Here is a 15,324-nt window from a genome sequence, read left to right as displayed (position 1 = left end):
TTCCCCTACTTCGCGTTGGCGAGCGCCGCCTTGGCGTCGCTGAAGAACTGCGTCACACCGGCCGCGATCGACATCTTGCCGAACGCGACCTGCTTGGCCGCCGAGTCGAGCGCGGTCTTGACGTCGCCGTAGCCCGGCGGCGCGGTGGGCGCGGTCGGCAGGCCGTCCTTGGCGACCTGCGCGGCCACGTACTCGCCGAACTCCATGTCCGCCTTTTCGGGAGCCGTGGCGGTCGGCGCGAGGAGGTTCTTCGCCTTGTCCGACGGCGGCAGCCCACGCTGCAGCTTCATCGTCTTGATCGCGTCGTCGTCGTTGAGGAAGAAGTTGATCAGCTTCGCCGCGCCGTCGGCGTTCTTGCTCTTCACCGGGATGCACAGCAGGACGCCGCCGGACAAGGCCTGGCCCGTCTTGCCGTTCTCGCGGGGCACGACGACGAGCTTCAGCTCGTGCTGGGTCAGCGGCTGCATCTGGGCGAGCCCCCAGCCGGTGGTCATCGCGATCTGCCCGGTGATGAACGGGTGGGTGCCGGTCGCCGCGTCGGTGTTGCTCAGCAACGTCGGCGGGCAGACCGCGCCGGCCTTGCGCAGGCCGTCCCAGAAGGTGAACCACTCGGTCAGGTCCTCGGGACCGAACCCGAGGGTCTGGTCGGCGGTGTAGAGGTCCTTGCCGCGCTGGCGCAGCCACGGCTGCAGCGCACCCGAGTCGTCCTTCGACGCGTCCAGCGCGCCGTACTTGTCCGGGCCCCACGCCTTCGAGATCTCGGTGGCGATGGTGCCGAAGTCCTGCCACGTCCAGTCGCTGGTCGGAGCGGTGATCTTGAGCTGGTCGAAGACCGTCTTGTCGTAGAGCACCGGGGCGTTGCCGGAGCCGGAAGCGACGCCGTAGGTCTTGCCCTTGACGGTGCCCGCCGTGCGCAACGGCGCGTAGAGGGTGTCCAGCCCGATCGTGGCGGGGACGTAGGTGCCCAGATCGGTGAGCACGTTCCGGCCGGCGTAGGTGCTGACGAGCGCGGTGTCCATCTGGAAGATGTCGGGCGGGTTGCCGCCGGCGAACTCGGTGTTGAGCTTGTCGAAGTACCCGTCGTAGCCGGAGTACTGGGTGGTGACGGCGATCCCGGTCTTGTCGGTGAAGAGCTTCACCGCCTTCTGGTAGGCGTCGTTGCGGGCGTTGCCGCCCCACCAGCGGAAGGTCAGGGCGTTGTTCCCGGCGCCCGAGCCGCTGCTCGGCGGCGCGAAACCGCAGCCGGCGAGCGCGGCCGAGGCCACCCCCGCCCCGGCGATCCCGAGAAATCCCCTCCTGGACAGGTGCTGTGCCATGGCGGTCTCACTTTCTGCTGTGGGGGTTCAGCCTTTGATGCCGGAGTTGGCGACGCCGTCGACCAGGCGCTTCTGGCAGATCAGGAACACCGCGACCGTCGGCACCAGGGTGACGACCGACATCGCGAGCATCCCGCCGTAGCTGGAGCCGCTCGCCCGGTCGATGAAGGAGTTGAGACCCAGCGGGACCGTGTACCGGGATTTGTCGGACAGGTAGACCAGCTGGCGGAGGAAGTCGTTGAACGTCCAGATGAACGTCAGGACGCCGGTGGTCAGCAGGGCCGGGCGCAGGAGCGGGAGGATCACCGAGAAGAAGACGCGGGCGTGCCCGGCGCCGTCGATGGCGGCTGCTTCGTCCAGTTCGCGGGGAATGCCCCGGATGAACTGCACCATGAGGAAGATGAAGAACGCGTCGCACGCGAGCAGCTGCGGGACCACCAGCGGCAGGAACGTGTTGATCCAGTTGAGTTTGTAGAAGATCGTGTACTGCGGGATCATCGTGGCCTGGAACGGCAGCATCAGCGTGCCGAGCATCAGCCCGAACCAGATCTTGCGGAACGCGAAGTCGAGCCGGGCGAACGCGTAGGCGGCGAGCGAGCAGGACGCGATGTTGCCGATCACCACGCAGAGCGCGATGGTCGCGGAGTTCGCGAGGTAGACGGTGAACGACGTGCCCGTCGCCGTCCAGCCGCCGAGGTAGTTCCCGAGGGTGAAGTGCCACGGGATGGGGTCGAGCGTGCTGAAGATCTGGTTCTCCGGCTTGAACGAAGCCCCGACCAGCCATACCAGCGGGTAGATCATCACGACGACCCCGGCGAGCAGCACCCCGTGCGCGCGCCAGTGGGTCTTCGCCGGTGCCTGCCTGATCTCGGCGGTCATTTCGGTCCTTTCTGCCCGGTCGGGGTTCAGTCCGCGTACGTGACCCAGCGCCGTGAAGACGCGAAGTAGAGCGCGGTGAAGAGGCCGATCACCACGAACAGGACCCACGCCATCGCCGACGCGTAGCCCATCTGCAGGCTCGAGAACCCCTTGCGGTAGAGGTAAAGCGTGTAGAGCATGGTCGAGTCGATCGGCCCGCCCAGCCCGCCGCTGACGACGTAGGCCGGGGTGAAGGTCTGGAACGCGTTGATCGTCTCCAGGACCAGGTTGAAGAAGATCACCGGGGAGAGCATCGGCACGGTGATCCGGAAGAACATCCGGATCCGGCCGGCACCGTCCAGCTCCGCGGCTTCGTACAGGTCCTTCGGGATCTGCTTGAGCCCGGCGAGGAAGATCAGCATCGGAGTGCCGAACTGCCAGCCCGACAGCAGGACCAGGGTCCACAGCGCGAACCGCGGGTCCCCGATCCAGTCCGCACCGCGGATGCCGAAGATCGCGAGGATCTGGTTCAGCAGGCCCTGCTGCGAAAAGATCTGGCGCCACATCACCGACACCGCGACGCTCGCGCCGAGCAGCGACGGCAGGTAGAAGACCGAGCGGTAGAACCCCAACGCGCGCAGGCCCCGGTTCAGCACCGCGGCGACGACGAGCGCGACCGCGAGCTTCAGCGGCACCGAAGCGACGACGTAGGTGAGCGTCACCTTGACCGAGTGCAGGAACTTCTCGTCCTGCCACATCGCCAGGTAGTTGTCGAAGCCCACCCACTGCGGCGAGCTCAGCAGGTCGAACTTCGTCAGCGACAGGTACAGCGAGTACGCCATCGGCAGCAGGACGAACCCGAAGATCCCGAGGAACCACGGCGACAGGAACAGGTACGCCGCCAGGTTGTCCTTGTGCCGCTTCCGGCGGCGCCGGACGGGCGCGGGTTTCGCCGCCGGTGGGCTCCCGGCTTCGACAGGGTGCGTTGCGGCTTCGGCTGACATCGGCTGCTCCCGGGACTCCAGCGTGGACCGGCAGCGCTCCTGAACCGGGCGGCTGCCGTGGCACTTCTTCCGACGCACGCGGTTCCAGTGGTTCCGTCCCAGGGAGCTGGAAGCGCTTTCTCGGCACTCTAGGCAGGGCGCTCCGCCGCTGTCAACGGCGGGCCGCTCACCCCTCCTCGAGCACCGCACGGATGCCCTTCTCCCTGGCCAGGTGCGCGGCCCCGAGCACGGTCGCGCGGGCACCCAGCTCGCTCACCACGACTTCGGCCGGCCAGCTCAGCCGCTCGACGGTGGCCACGACACCCGGCCGGAGCAGCTTGTTGCGCCCCACCCCGCCGCCCAGCACGACCAGGCCGGGATCGACGACCGCGCAGATCGACGCGGCCAGGTTCCCGACGGCTTCGGCGTGTTCCGCGACGATTCCGAGTGCGACCGGGTCACCCTTCTCCGCCAGCGCGAACAGCGCGGCGGCCGTCTTCGGCGCCGGGTCCGGGCGGCGTTCCCGGGCACGGCGCAGCAGTTCCCGCGAACCGAGCCGCGCTTCGAGCGCGTCCCGCACCGGCGGCCGGTCGTCCGCCCACGGGTAGGCCAGCCGGGCGACCTCCCCCGCCGCGCCGCTGGCCCCGCGCACGAGCCGCCGCCCGAGCACCACACCCGCTCCGATCGCCACGCCGACCTGCAGGAACACGAAGCTGTCGTGGTCCTCGCCCGCCCCTTCGGCCAGTTCGGCGATGGCCGCGCAGTTGACGTTGTTCTCGGTGTGCACGGCCGCGCCGCCGGGCAGCCCGAGCGCGGCCACGGCGCCGGAGATCCGCGCCATGGTCGCCGGATCGCCGCGGCCGGGCGGGGAGACCACTTCGGACACGGCGACCACCACGGCACGAAGCGGACCGCGCCCGCTTCCGCGGCGGAGCACCTCTTTCACCATGTCCGCCGCCGAGGCGGGCCTCGACGTCTGGTCCTCGTCGAGGAGCTCCCCGCCAAGGGTGGTCGCCCGCAGCGCGACCTGCGTCGATCCGCGGTCCACCGCCAGCACGTACCCGGCCCGCGGGCCCAGCCGGTAGACCGCTGCGGTCCGCCCGGTGGCGCCGGACGAGCTGCCGCTGCGCTCGGCGAGGCCCGCGGATTCAAGCTCCGCCATCACCAGGGAAACCGTCGGTTTCGACAGCCCGCACGCCACCGCGAGCTGTGGCCGGGTGGCCTGGCCGGCGGCCGCCAGCGCGGCGAAGACTTCGCCGGCCCGGTCACCGATGCCCGATTTCGCCATCTGCACCTGCTTTCGCCGAGGTGAAACTGTCGAACGCCCGCCGTCCGCGCTCCGTGCCGTTGACAACGTACGGGTTCGTTTGTTTACTACTTAACCAAGTGCGGGTCCCAGCCGCATCATCGTTTTTCCGGCCCACCAAGGGCAAGGCTCGGGAAAGCGCTTTCCCGACCACGTCGACCGGTCCGGCGCCCAGGACGGCAGGGAGGCTGCGAAGCGGATGGATCCGATCCTGCTGCCGAGCCAGCACGCGAGCTCGCACGACCTGCCCGACGATCCCGCCCACCTCGACGCCGTCCTGGCCGCCGCGGCGGCCGACGCGCTGGCCGCGCAGCAGCCGGACGGCAACTTCGAGGACCCCGCGGCCGACGACGACGTCGGGGACATGGGCCTCGGCGTGATCTCCTTGCTCTGCCTCGCCCGGCAGCGCGGGATGCCCGGCGATCCGGCGGTCACCGACGCGGTGCGCCGGGGCCTGGACTTCTTCCTCGCGCACCGGGTGTTCCGGCGCGACGACCCCGGCGAGCCGTTCCTGCGCGTCCGCCACAGCGGCCTGCCGTACGCCCGGTACATGCCCGGAGACGGCGAGCACCCCTTCGGTGACTGGCCGAGCACGGTGTGGGCGATGCTGCACGCGGTCAACGTCCTGGAGCTCGGCGAGGGCCTGCTCACCGGCGACCAGTACGCCGAGGCGACCGAGCTGGCGCTCGGGTACTGGCGGTGGCTGACCGAAGCGAGCATGTTCAACCCCCAGCAGACGGGCAACCAGGCCCTCGGCGCGATCGTCGCGGGCCTGATGCTCGGCCGCCACCTCGACGCGGTTTCCCGGGACCGCGAGGGCAAGCGCGTCACGACGGCGGCCATGCGGCTCTACACCGACGTGATCCGGCCGTCGCGCGTGACCGACCGCGGCTTCGCGCTGCCGGCGGAGCACGGCGCCGGCCACGACCAGAACTACCTGCCGATCTCGCTGTCCTTCCTGGCCCAGGCCCACCGGGTCACGGCCGACCGGCTGTTCCTCGACGACGGCGCGGAGATCGCCCGTCACCTCGACTGCCGCCTTTCGGCGCGCGGCTTCGACTACGGCGGTCCGCGCTACAGCGAGCAGCACTGCGGCGCCGAAGGCCTGCTCGGCCTCCGCTACTTCGGCGCGCACCTGGCCACCGACCTCGGCCGTTACCTGGGCGACCGGCGCGTCGCCTACTACCCGGCGGCGCGGACCGGCGCGCCGAGCGGGCACTTCGCGTTCACGACGGTGTGGCTGTACCAGGACGACAGCAAGTGGCACCGGACGCCGTCGTTCCCGGCCGTGACACCGTATTCGCTGCGCCACCGCGCCGCGTCCGTGTCACTGACGGGCAGCCACACGCCGTACCTGATCGACGCGGGCCGGGCCGTGGTGATCGAGCCGGTCTTGGCCGGCCAGCACGGCATCGGCCCGGTCCTGGAGCGCACGCTGCTCACCCGCCCGCTCGGCCCGTTGCGCATCCGCGACGCCCGCGACGGCGATGTCGTGGCCCAGCTGGTGACCAAGGCGGTGGTGACGCGGGAGCAGGTGCTGTTGAGCGTCCAGCAGCTCTTCGTGGCCGAGGAGCGGCGGGTGACGCTGTTCGCGGTGGTCCCGGCGGCCGGGTGCGAGTTCCTGGCCGGGCTGCCTTATGCAGAGGAAACCGAAGCGGGCCAACGCAAGATCGTCACGGTGACTTCGCCGGGCGGAGAGCCGTTCGACCTGAGCGAGCCCGGCGCGGTGCTGCACACCGGCGGCACGCTGCACGCGGGCAGCCTGGCCATCACGTCGGGGGCGTCGCTGCGGGTGGTCAATCCCCCGGCGGGCCGGACGAGCTTCAACAGCCCGGAAACGATCGGCCTGACCCAGGAGCAGCTGGCGTTCTCCCTGGCCGACGATCCCCGCGGCTACGGAAACCCGGACGCGGGCTGGCACCGGGTGACCGACACGAACCACGTCCTCGCGGGCCCGCTGCCGGATTCCCCGGCGGGATCAGCGGTCTTCGCGGTGCGGTACGGCCCGCACGGTGATGTCCCCTTCACTGTCGGGGTGCGGGAATCGGTGGACGGCCTGGTGATCGACGCGCCGGGCTTCTCGGTCGTCGTCGGCGATCCCGCGGGCGACGCGGACGGGGAACCGATCCTCCGGGTGACGGCGCGGCCATGACGGCACCGAGCCGCTCACCCGGCCGGTGCGGTCGTGCGTTCGCCGACGTGCCGGCGTAGTGCCGGTGCGATCTCCTCGCCCAGCCGGTGCAGCGAGCCGGCCACCGCCTCGGCCGGCAACCCGCCCCAGTCGGCCAGCGCCTGCACCCGGTCGAACCGCAGCACGTCGTGCAGCTCCGCGAGCTTGGCCGAGACGTGCTCGGTGGTCCCGATCATCAGGTGCCCTCCGGCCCGCATCCCCAGCTCGAACTGCTCGGACGTGACCGGGAAGCCACCGCCACCCGGGTGCTTGGGGCGCAGGAAGTCCCGGTAGTAGGGATAGGTCGACATCGCCTCCGGCGTGCTCGGCGCGCCGAAGTAGTGCAGCGCGACGCCCAGCCGCAGGTCGTCCGCGTGCCCGGCACGGTCGCCGGCCTCGCGGTAGACGTCCGCCAGCCGGCGCAGGTGCGCCGGTGTCCCGCCGATGTATCCCAGGATCATCGGCAGTCCCAGTCTTCCGGCGCGGGCCGCGCTGGCCGGGGTGCCCCCGACGCCCAGCCACACCGGCAAGGGCTCCTGCACGGCCCTCGGCAGGATCGCCGCGTCATCGAGCGGAGCACGGAACCGGCCCTCCCAGGTGACGGCCGGTCGTGCCCGGATCTTCAGCAGCAGCCCGAGTTTCTCCTCGAACGCGTCGTCGTAGTCGCGGAGGGGCACGCCGAAGAGCCGGAACGGTTCGGGATAGGCGCTGCGGCCCGCGGTGATCTCGGCGCGGCCCGCGCTCAGCACGTCGAGCGTGGCGAAGTCCTGGTAGACCCGGACCGGATCGAGGGCGCTCAGGGTGGTGACGGAACTGGTCAGCCGCACCCGGGTCGTCCTCGACGCGATCGCGGCCAGCACGACCGCCGGGGAGGACACCGCGAAGCCGGGGTTGTGGTGCTCGCCCAGCCCGAAGTGATCCAGCCCGAGCTCGTCGGCCAGCACGGCGAGCGACACGATCTGCTCGACGCGGCCCGGGTGCGTGCGGCGGGTCCCGTCGACGGTGACCGGCTGGACGTCGGCCAGCGACGCGATCCCGATGTCGACCGGCCGGCTCACACTCGGACCGCTTCCTCTTCGTCGACCGGGAGCCAGCCCTCGCCGAGGTGGACTTCGCCCACGTGGTGGTACGCGTCGGGGCCCCGGCGCGTGAACGTGTCGCGCAGGGGCACGGTGGCGCCGTTCACGGTGATGGTTCCCAGGAACCGCAACCGGTCGCCCACCCAGCCCGCGGAGCGCTGGACAGCGCGTCCGCCGTTGCTGTCGTACCAGTCGGCGACGAATTCACCGGCGGCCGGGTCGTAGCCCCACACGTAGCGGGCACTCAGCGGGGCCGGGTTCTCCGGGGTCGGCAGTTCGGCCGTGCCGAGCGTGATCCAGAAGCCGCGCTGTTCCCGGACGCCGTCGATCCGCATCCGGATCGGCTTGCGCGGGCCGAACGGGGTTTCGTGGAAGACGCCGGGCGCGTCCCAGCCGCCCACGAAGAAGTCCAGCTCGCGCAGGCGCTCGTGCGGGACCGGGGCGCCGGTTCCGGTCGGATCGGATGTCATGGGGTTCCTCCCTGGTAGCTTCAAATTTCAAAGTACACTACGGAAAAGATAGTAGGCAACGAAAGTCAGAGCGGGCTACGGTGGTCGGCGACATGGAGGCGAAACCCGAAGAGCCGGGGCCCGCGAACGAGCGCCCCGACTTCCACACGGCCATCGAGCTGATCGGCCGCCGGTGGACCGGCGTGATCTTGGACCAGCTGCGCTCGGGCGCGTTGCGGTTCACCGAGCTGCGCGAACGCATCCCCCGGATCACCGACGCGATGCTTTCCCAGCGGCTCAAGGAACTCGAGCTGGCCGGCGTCGTGGAGCGGGTGGTGACGGTCGCCCGGCCGGTCGAGGTCCGGTACGCGCTCACGGGCATCGGCTCGCGGCTGGGGCCGGTGCTGGACGCGGTCAAGGCGTGGAGCGCCGACTGGGCGGCGCACCAGGCGGGAGAACTCGGTTGAGCATCGGCGGCTGAGCTGACCGGAAGCCGCCGAGTCTGGCACGATCGGGCCATGGCCACGGTCCGGCGGAGGAGCGCACTGGCGGCGGCCGCCGCCCTGCTGCTGGCGCCCGCTGCTTGCAGCGGCGGCTTCGGGAACCTCCGGCTGCGGATCGCCGCGGGCAACCCCGGCGGTGTCTACGACAAGCTCGCCCAGACCCTCGCCAACGCCTGGCAGGCCGGCCTGGGCATCGAGCGGCCGCAGGTGTTGCAGACCGACGGCTCGCCCGACAACGTCAACAAGGTGCTGGCCGGCCAGGCCGACGTCGCCTTCGTCGCCGCCGACGTGGCCGAGGAGCAGCACAGGACCCACCGAGAACTGGCCGCGCTCGCCCGGATCCACGACGACTACCTGCACGTCGTGGTCCGCGCCGACTCCGACATCCGGTCGGTGGACCAGCTGCGCGGCCACCGCATCGCGATCGGCTCGCCGGCGTCCGGCGTCGAGTTCATCGCGTACAAGCTGCTCGCCGCGGCCAACCTGACCGGCTCGGTCAGCACGAGCCTCCACGGCCTCGACGACTCCATCGCCGCGCTGCTGCGCGGCGACGTCGACGCGTTCTTCTGGTCCGGCGGGCTGCCGACGCCGAGAATCGTGACGTACCAGAACCAGCTGCGGCTGGTCGACATCGGCGACCAGATGCCGAAAATGCGGACGCTCAGCGAGGTCTACGGCACCGCGACCATCCCCGCGAGCACCTACAACCAGTTCCTGCCGGTGACAACGCTGATCGTGCCGAACTTCCTGGTGGTGCGGCAGTCGATGAACGCCGACGTCGCCGAGGCGCTGGTCCGCGGCCTGTTCGACGCCCGGCACCAGCTCGCGCAGGCCAGCCCGGCGGCGCTGTCGATCGACGTGCACCCCGGCATCGAGACCCAGCCGCTTCCCCTCCACCCCGGCGCACTCCGCTACTTCCGGACGGAAAAGACCTACCTACCCGGCTAGCCGGCCGGGAACGTCATCGTGATCCGGAGACCGCCGCCTTCGGGCAGGTCCAATTCGAGTTCACCGTCGGCATGCGCGACGAGTTCGCTGACGATCGCCAGGCCCAGCCCCGAGCCGGGCACGTTCTGGTGGGCGGGGCTGCGCCAGAACCGGTCCCGCGCGCGGTCGAGCTCCTCGGGCCGCAGGCCCGGCCCGTGATCGCGCACCGACAGGCGCACCCGGTCGCCGTCGCGCTCGACGGCGACCCGGATCTCGGTGCCGGCCGCGGTGAACTTCAGCGCGTTGTCGAGCAGTGCGTCCAGGATCGTCTCGGCACCCCGCGGCGGCAGGCACACCCGCGTGCCGCTGCCGGCGGTTTCGACGACCAGCCGGACGTCCCGCGCCTGGCCGACCACCGTCCAGTCGGCGACCCGCTCGGCGACGACGTCATCGAGCACCACCGGATCCAGCTCCCCGCCGGACGCCTCGGCGCGGGCCATCGAAAGCAGCCCGTCCAGGATCTGGTGCAGCCGCCCCGCATCGACCCGCGCGGCGTCCAGGTCGGCGGACGCCGGCTCGTCGTCGACGTGCCCTTCGAGGTTGCCCAGCCGGATCTTCAGCGCCGTCAGCGGGTTGCGCAGCTGGTGGGAGGCGTCGGCGACGAACGCGCGCTGCGCGGCCAGCGCGCCGGACACGCTCTCGGCCATCCGGTCGAAGGACCGGCCGAGCTGCCGCAGCTCCGGCGGCCCGCCGCTCTCCCCCACCGGCTCGGCCTCCCGCCCGCTGACCACGGACGCCACCAGCGCGCCGGTGGCGTCGTCGAGCCGCTGCACCGGCCGCAGGATCCACCGGACCACCGGGATCGCCACGGCCAGCGCGAGCGTGAACGCGAGGATCCCGCCCGTGGCGAGCAGCAGCCACCACCACAGCACCTCGGCCCGCTCGGCCCCGGTGTCGGACACGGTCACCACCGCGCCGTGCACCTCGCCGTCGGCGAGCACCGGTTCGGCGAGCACCAGCGGCGTGGCGTCCCACGGCATCAGCACGCCGCCGGACTGGGAGCGGCGCCCGGCCAGCGCCTCGTGGGCCGGCCCGCTGATCTGCTCGGCGTGGCTGTCGAGCCGCGCGGCATTCGGCCCCAGCGAGCTGGCCACCTGCCTGCCGTCCTGGTCGAAGACCAGCACCTGGACGCTGTACACCTCGGTGTAGCGGCGCAGGGCGGAGTCGACCAGGTCCGGCTTGTTGTCCAGCAGCGGGCGCTGGGCCAGCGACGCGAACCGGGCCGTGTCGGTCAGCCGGTCGAGGAACAAGTCCTGCTGCACGCCGGCCGCGATGCTCCTGGCCAGCGGAATGCCCAGGCCGAACACCAGCAACGCCACCAGCGTCAGCACGATGCCCTGCAGCCGGACGCGCACGCCTCAGCTCCGGGCGACCTGGCCGCCGAGCCGGTACCCGACCCCGCGGACCGTCTCGATGAGCGCCGGGCGGCCCAGCTTCGTCCGCAGCGTCGCGACGTGGACGTCCAGCGAACGGCTCTCCGCGGGACCGCGGTGGCCCCACACCTCGGTGAGCACGTGCTCACGCGAGCAGACCGCGCCGCGCGCGCCCGCCACCAGCGCGAGCACCTGGAACTCCTTGCGGGACAGCGCGACCGCCTTGCCGTCGACCAGCACCTCGTGCCGGGAGACGTCGACGGTGACGTCCCCGACCCGGATCACCACCGGCTCGGCGGCGCCGTGCTCCCCGCGGCGGCGGCGCACGGCCTCGACCCGGGCGAGCAGCTCCTCGACGTCGTAGGGCTTGACCAGGTAGTCGTCGGCGCCCGCGCGCAGGCCCTGGATCCGGTCGTCGACCTCGCCGCGCGCCGAGACGACGATGATCGCGACGTCGCTGACCGCGCGGATCTGGCGGCACAGCGTCACGCCGTCGATGTCCGGCAGGCCGAGGTCGAGCAGGATGACGTCGACCTCGTGCACCCGATCGAGCACTCCGGCGCCGGTGGCCAGCCGGGCGATCGCCAGGCCGCGGCGGGTCAGCGCCGGGATGAGCGCACCCGCGACCCGGTCGTCGTCCTCCACCAGCAGCACCCGCACCCGTCCGCCTCCCATGGTGACCTGCTCCACCGGCCGGTAGGGCGAACTCTAGGACGTCCGGTCGGGTCCCGCACCGGCCACCCGGACGGTCACTCCCCGTGACCTCCGGTGGACACCCGCCAAAATGGACATCGATACTCACTTGAAACCCTAAGTATTGCTCAAGCGGCCTTGCCAGCCGGTGCAGCAACGGTAGGTTCTCGCCATCGCGTGGTGACCCATGCCCGATTTGCACGAACGACCCGGGAGGCCAGATGACCGCGGAGGTGGCGGCGCCGATGATCAAGGCGTCCGCCGTGAACAAGTACTTCGGCGACCTGCACGTGCTCAGGGAAATCACGCTCGAGGTACCTCGCGGCCAGGTCGTCGTGGTGCTCGGCCCGTCGGGCTCGGGCAAGTCGACCCTGTGCCGGGCGATCAACCGGCTCGAGCCGATCAACTCGGGCGAGATCGCCGTCGACGGTGTTCCGCTGCCCGCCGAGGGCAAGGCCCTGGCCGCGCTGCGGGCCGACGTCGGCATGGTGTTCCAGTCGTTCAACCTGTTCGCGCACAAGACCATCGTCGAGAACGTCATGCTCGCGCCGGTCAAGGTCCGCAAGACCTCGCAGGCCGACGCGCGCAAGACGGCGATGGAGCTGCTGGAGCGGGTCGGCATCGCCAACCAGGCCGACAAGTACCCGGCGCAGCTTTCGGGTGGCCAGCAGCAGCGCGTCGCCATCGCGCGGGCGCTGGCGATGCGGCCCAAGGTCATGCTGTTCGACGAGCCGACCTCGGCGCTGGACCCGGAGATGGTCCAGGAGGTCCTCGACGTCATGACGGGGTTGGCCAAGGACGGCATGACGATGCTCGTCGTCACCCACGAGATGGGCTTCGCCCGGCGGGCAGCCGATCGGGTGATTTTCATGGCCGACGGCGAGATCGTCGAGGACACGACGCCGGAATCGTTCTTCACCGCGCCCAAGAGCGAGCGCGCGAAGGACTTCCTCGGCAAGATCCTTACCCACTGAGCACGGTCCGCGGCGCCGTCGGCGCCCGGGTGATCGACACACAGGAGAGATTCACATGAGGATCCGCACCCTCGCGGTGGGACTGCTCGCCGGTGGGCTGGCGCTGACCACGCTGACCGCCTGCGGCAAGGAAGGCACGCCGACGTCGCCGGGTTCGGGCGACCAGAGCGGCACGAACGCCCCCGCCGCGCTGACCTACCCGGTCGCGACCGGCGTCGACCTGGCCGGCTCCCCGGTGTTCGCCAAGATGAAGTCGGCCGGCGCGCTGACCGTCGGCGCCAAGGACGACCAGCCGGGCCTCGGCATGAAGGACCCGACGACCGGCAAGTTCGGCGGCTTCGACATCGAGATCGCGAAGCTCGTCTCGGCCGGCCTCGGCTTCGACCCGGAGAAGATCACCTTCCGCACGGTCGACTCGGGCGCGCGTGAGCAGACGATCGCGAACGGCGACGTGAACTACTACGTCGGCACGTACTCGATCACCGACAAGCGCAAGGCGCTCGTCTCCTTCGCCGGCCCGTACTTCCTCGCCGGCCAGGACCTGCTGGTGCGCAAGGACGACAGCTCGATCACCGGCAAGGACACCCTCAAGGGCAAGAAGGTCTGCTCGGTCACCGGCTCGACCCCGATCCAGAAGATCCGCTCGGAGAACCTGACCGAGCCGGCCAACATCGTCGAGTTCCAGAAGTACTCGCAGTGCGTCGAGAAGCTGCAGTCGAAGGACGTCGACGCGGTCACCACCGACGACGCGATCCTCAAGGGCTACGCGGCCCAGGAGCCGGACACCCTGAAGGTCGTCGGCCAGACGTTCTCCACGGAGAAGTACGGCATCGGCCTGAACAAGGACGACAAGGTCCTGCGCGACAAGGTCAACGACATCCTGCAGAAGGCGCTGGACGACGGCACCTGGCAGAAGATCTACGACGCGACCCTCGGCAAGTCGGGCTCGGCCGCCAAGAAGCCGACCCTCGACAAGTACTGACGCACGCGTGACGGCCGGTGGATCGGGCTTCCCGGTCCACCGGCCTTCTCCATCCACCCCTTGACCACGGACGCGGGGAAGGCTCCATGGACGTCCTGCTCAACAACCTGGACCTGTTCGGTCCGTTCTTCCTCACCACGATCGAGCTGTTCCTGCTCTCGGCCGTGGGCAGCCTGATCTGGGGCACGATCCTGGCGATGCTGCGGGTGAGCCCGGTCCCCGTCTTCCGCGCCGTCGGCACGGCGTACGTGACGATCGCCCGGAACACGCCGCTCACCCTGGTGTTCGCGTTCTTCGTGTTCGCGTACCCGCTGCTCGACATCGTCAAGCTCGACTACTTCCCGGCCGCGGTGGTCGCCCTGACCGTGTACACCTCGGCGTTCATCTGCGAGGTCGTGCGCTCGGGCATCAACACCGTGCCGGTCGGCCAGGCCGAGGCGGGCCGCGCGCTGGGGCTGACGTTCGCCCAGATCCTCGGCCAGGTCGTGCTGCCGCAGGCGCTGCGGTCGGTCGTCCCGCCGCTGATCAGCACCCTGATCGCGCTGCTGAAGAACACCACCATCGCCGCCGGTTTCTCCGTCGCCGAGGCCGGCGCGATCCGCGCGTACCTGTCCGAACGCGGTGAGAGCCAGCTGGTCGGCCTCCTGTGGGTGGCCCTCGGCTTCATCATCCTGGTCGCCGTGCTGTCGTTCGTCCAACGCAGCCTGGAGAAGCGCTGGAGCGTGGCCCGATGACCAACGTCCTGTTCGACGTCCCGGGCCCGAAGGCCCGGCTGCGCTACCGCACCTACGCGGTGGTCGGCACGCTCGTGGTGCTCGCGTTCCTCGGCTACATCGGGTGGCGCTTCTACGACAGCGGCCAGTTCACCGCCCGCAAGTGGGAGTGGCTGCAGTACGCGCAGGTGCAGCGCGACCTGGGCAACGCGGTGCTGTCGACGCTCCAGGCGTTCGCCGCCGCGGCCGTGCTGGCGCTGATCTTCGGTGCGATCTTCGCGGCCGGCCGGCTGTCCGACCACGCGTGGATCCGCGGGATCGCCGGGTTCGTCGTGGAGTTCTTCCGCGCCATCCCCGCGCTGATCCTGATGTTCGTGTTCTACTTCGGCCTGCCGACCGTCGGCGTGCCGACGAGCCCGTTCCTCGGTGTGGTCCTCGGCCTGACGCTGTACAACGGCTCGGTGCTCGCGGAGGTCTTCCGCGCGGGCATCCAGTCGCTGCCGAAGGGCCAGAGCGAAGCCGCGTACGCGCTGGGTATGCGCAAGACCCAGGTGATGTTCCTGGTCCTGCTGCCGCAGGCGGTCCGGGCGATGCTGCCGACGATCATCAGCCAGCTCGTCGTGCTGCTGAAGGACACCGCGCTCGGCTTCATCATCACCTACCAGGAGCTGCTGTACTACGCCCGCTACATCGGTTCGCAGGGGACGTTCGGGCGGCCGATCGTGCCGTCGACGATCGTGGCGACCGCCATCTACGTGGTGATGTGCCTGCTGCTGACGGCGCTGGCGACGTACCTGGAGCGGCGCAACCGCCGCAACAAGAAGGTCGTGGCGGCCCCGCCCGCGGCGACCGAGAACCTCGTGGCCGCCTCGGCCTGAGTCACCCGTTCGAGGCCCCCGGGACACGTCCCGGGGGCCTTGTCGTGTCCCGGGGTGTCC

The 15,324-nt window shown here is 70.6% G+C and carries 15 protein-coding genes; 7 read left to right on the top strand and 8 right to left on the bottom strand.

What is annotated here, in order from left to right; all coding sequences use genetic code 11:
- Nucleotides 1-5: 5 nt before the first annotated feature.
- The 4 genes from AB0F52_RS44655 to AB0F52_RS44640 form a co-directional block, all read right to left on the bottom strand.
- The gene (locus AB0F52_RS44655; RefSeq protein ID WP_360184404.1) at nt 6-1,316 is read right to left on the bottom strand and encodes an extracellular solute-binding protein; all 1,311 of its coding nucleotides are present in this window, start codon (nt 1,314-1,316) and stop codon (nt 6-8) included.
- Nucleotides 1,317-1,343: 27 nt separating this feature from the next.
- The gene (locus tag AB0F52_RS44650) at nt 1,344-2,195 is read right to left on the bottom strand and encodes a carbohydrate ABC transporter permease (RefSeq protein WP_360184401.1); all 852 of its coding nucleotides are present in this window, start codon (nt 2,193-2,195) and stop codon (nt 1,344-1,346) included.
- A gap of 26 nt (nt 2,196-2,221) precedes the next feature.
- Nucleotides 2,222-3,178, bottom strand: coding sequence for a sugar ABC transporter permease (locus tag AB0F52_RS44645; RefSeq protein ID WP_360184398.1), 957 nt, complete (start codon nt 3,176-3,178; stop codon nt 2,222-2,224).
- A gap of 166 nt (nt 3,179-3,344) precedes the next feature.
- On the bottom strand, nt 3,345-4,445 hold the full coding sequence (locus tag AB0F52_RS44640; RefSeq protein WP_360184395.1) for an ROK family protein: 1,101 nt from the start codon (nt 4,443-4,445) through the stop codon (nt 3,345-3,347).
- A gap of 217 nt (nt 4,446-4,662) precedes the next feature.
- Between AB0F52_RS44640 and AB0F52_RS44635 the strand changes: the two genes are divergently transcribed.
- The gene (locus AB0F52_RS44635; RefSeq protein ID WP_360184392.1) at nt 4,663-6,615 is read left to right on the top strand and encodes a hypothetical protein; all 1,953 of its coding nucleotides are present in this window, start codon (nt 4,663-4,665) and stop codon (nt 6,613-6,615) included.
- 14 nt (nt 6,616-6,629) lie between these two features.
- Here the strand turns inward: AB0F52_RS44635 and AB0F52_RS44630 are convergent, their stop codons facing one another.
- Together AB0F52_RS44630 and AB0F52_RS44625 are read right to left on the bottom strand one after the other, a co-directional pair.
- Nucleotides 6,630-7,691: an LLM class flavin-dependent oxidoreductase gene (locus tag AB0F52_RS44630; protein ID WP_360184389.1), complete on the bottom strand. Its 1,062-nt coding sequence runs from the start codon at nt 7,689-7,691 to the stop codon at nt 6,630-6,632.
- On the bottom strand, nt 7,688-8,182 hold the full coding sequence (locus AB0F52_RS44625) for a hypothetical protein (protein ID WP_360184386.1): 495 nt from the start codon (nt 8,180-8,182) through the stop codon (nt 7,688-7,690). The genes AB0F52_RS44630 and AB0F52_RS44625 overlap by 4 nt, the downstream gene beginning before the upstream one ends.
- A gap of 92 nt (nt 8,183-8,274) precedes the next feature.
- Between AB0F52_RS44625 and AB0F52_RS44620 the strand changes: the two genes are divergently transcribed.
- Entirely contained in the window at nt 8,275-8,628 is a 354-nt protein-coding gene (locus AB0F52_RS44620; protein ID WP_360184384.1) for a helix-turn-helix domain-containing protein, read from the top strand.
- A 51-nt stretch (nt 8,629-8,679) separates the two neighbouring features.
- Entirely contained in the window at nt 8,680-9,612 is a 933-nt protein-coding gene (locus AB0F52_RS44615) for a TAXI family TRAP transporter solute-binding subunit (protein ID WP_360184381.1), read from the top strand.
- Here the strand turns inward: AB0F52_RS44615 and AB0F52_RS44610 are convergent.
- A complete protein-coding gene (locus tag AB0F52_RS44610; RefSeq protein ID WP_360184378.1) occupies nt 9,609-11,006 on the bottom strand; it encodes a HAMP domain-containing sensor histidine kinase in 1,398 nt (465 codons plus the stop codon). The genes AB0F52_RS44615 and AB0F52_RS44610 overlap by 4 nt on opposite strands.
- A gap of 3 nt (nt 11,007-11,009) precedes the next feature.
- Nucleotides 11,010-11,684: a response regulator transcription factor gene (locus AB0F52_RS44605; protein WP_360184479.1), complete on the bottom strand. Its 675-nt coding sequence runs from the start codon at nt 11,682-11,684 to the stop codon at nt 11,010-11,012.
- A 278-nt stretch (nt 11,685-11,962) separates the two neighbouring features.
- On the opposite strand from AB0F52_RS44605, the gene AB0F52_RS44600 reads away from it, so the two are divergent.
- From AB0F52_RS44600 to AB0F52_RS44585, 4 genes are all read left to right on the top strand, one after another.
- The gene (locus AB0F52_RS44600) at nt 11,963-12,691 is read left to right on the top strand and encodes an amino acid ABC transporter ATP-binding protein (protein ID WP_360184476.1); all 729 of its coding nucleotides are present in this window, start codon (nt 11,963-11,965) and stop codon (nt 12,689-12,691) included.
- Nucleotides 12,692-12,746: 55 nt separating this feature from the next.
- On the top strand, nt 12,747-13,673 hold the full coding sequence (locus AB0F52_RS44595; RefSeq protein WP_360184376.1) for a glutamate ABC transporter substrate-binding protein: 927 nt from the start codon (nt 12,747-12,749) through the stop codon (nt 13,671-13,673).
- 86 nt (nt 13,674-13,759) lie between these two features.
- Nucleotides 13,760-14,407, top strand: coding sequence for an amino acid ABC transporter permease (locus tag AB0F52_RS44590; protein ID WP_360184373.1), 648 nt, complete (start codon nt 13,760-13,762; stop codon nt 14,405-14,407).
- Complete coding sequence (locus AB0F52_RS44585; protein ID WP_360184370.1) at nt 14,404-15,264, top strand: amino acid ABC transporter permease; 861 nt, start codon at nt 14,404-14,406, stop codon at nt 15,262-15,264. The genes AB0F52_RS44590 and AB0F52_RS44585 overlap by 4 nt, the downstream gene beginning before the upstream one ends.
- Nucleotides 15,265-15,324: the final 60 nt, after the last annotated feature.

It is taken from the genome of Amycolatopsis sp. NPDC024027, from assembly GCF_040638975.1.
Classification (GTDB): Bacteria; Actinomycetota; Actinomycetes; order Mycobacteriales; family Pseudonocardiaceae; genus Amycolatopsis.
The sequence above is the reverse complement of the archived record's forward strand: the minus strand, read 5'-3'. Positions and strand labels throughout refer to the sequence as shown.